This is a genomic window from Paraburkholderia sp. SIMBA_054, from assembly GCF_046534875.1.
GTDB lineage: Bacteria > Pseudomonadota > Gammaproteobacteria > Burkholderiales > Burkholderiaceae > Paraburkholderia > Paraburkholderia hospita.
This window is the reverse complement of sequence record NZ_JAWRXV010000522.1, coordinates 1-299: the sequence shown is the minus strand read 5'-3', so window position 1 is coordinate 299 and position 299 is coordinate 1. Positions and strand designations below refer to the sequence as shown.

The window sequence follows — 299 nt, the reverse complement described above, 5'->3', positions numbered from 1 at the left end:
CCGTTGTGACCGCCCATGAGCGCGCAAACGCCTCCAATACGCCACGCGTGAGCCCAGTTGTAGACAGCCTGGTCGCTCACACCGAGGGCTTCACAAACGACCTTTGGCTTATCCCCGCGAGCGAGCATCAAAAGACCGGTGGCGCGTCGGCGCGTGTTCTTGAACCGGTGATTGATCGCCATCTCCTGCAATGTGATTTCCTCAGCCTTCACAAGGTTGACATGGCATTTCATCGACACCTCGGTACCAGGGAAAAATCCAGGTTACCGAAATCCAAACAGTTTTACCAGGAACACTTA

At 54.8% G+C, this 299-nt stretch carries 1 protein-coding gene; it reads right to left on the bottom strand.

Features of this window, described 5'->3' with window-relative positions; all coding sequences use genetic code 11:
• Positions 1-233 (bottom strand): helix-turn-helix domain-containing protein (locus SB822_RS56175; RefSeq protein WP_410858987.1); only part of this gene is annotated, 233 nt, incomplete at its 3' end.
• Positions 234-299: the final 66 nt, after the last annotated feature.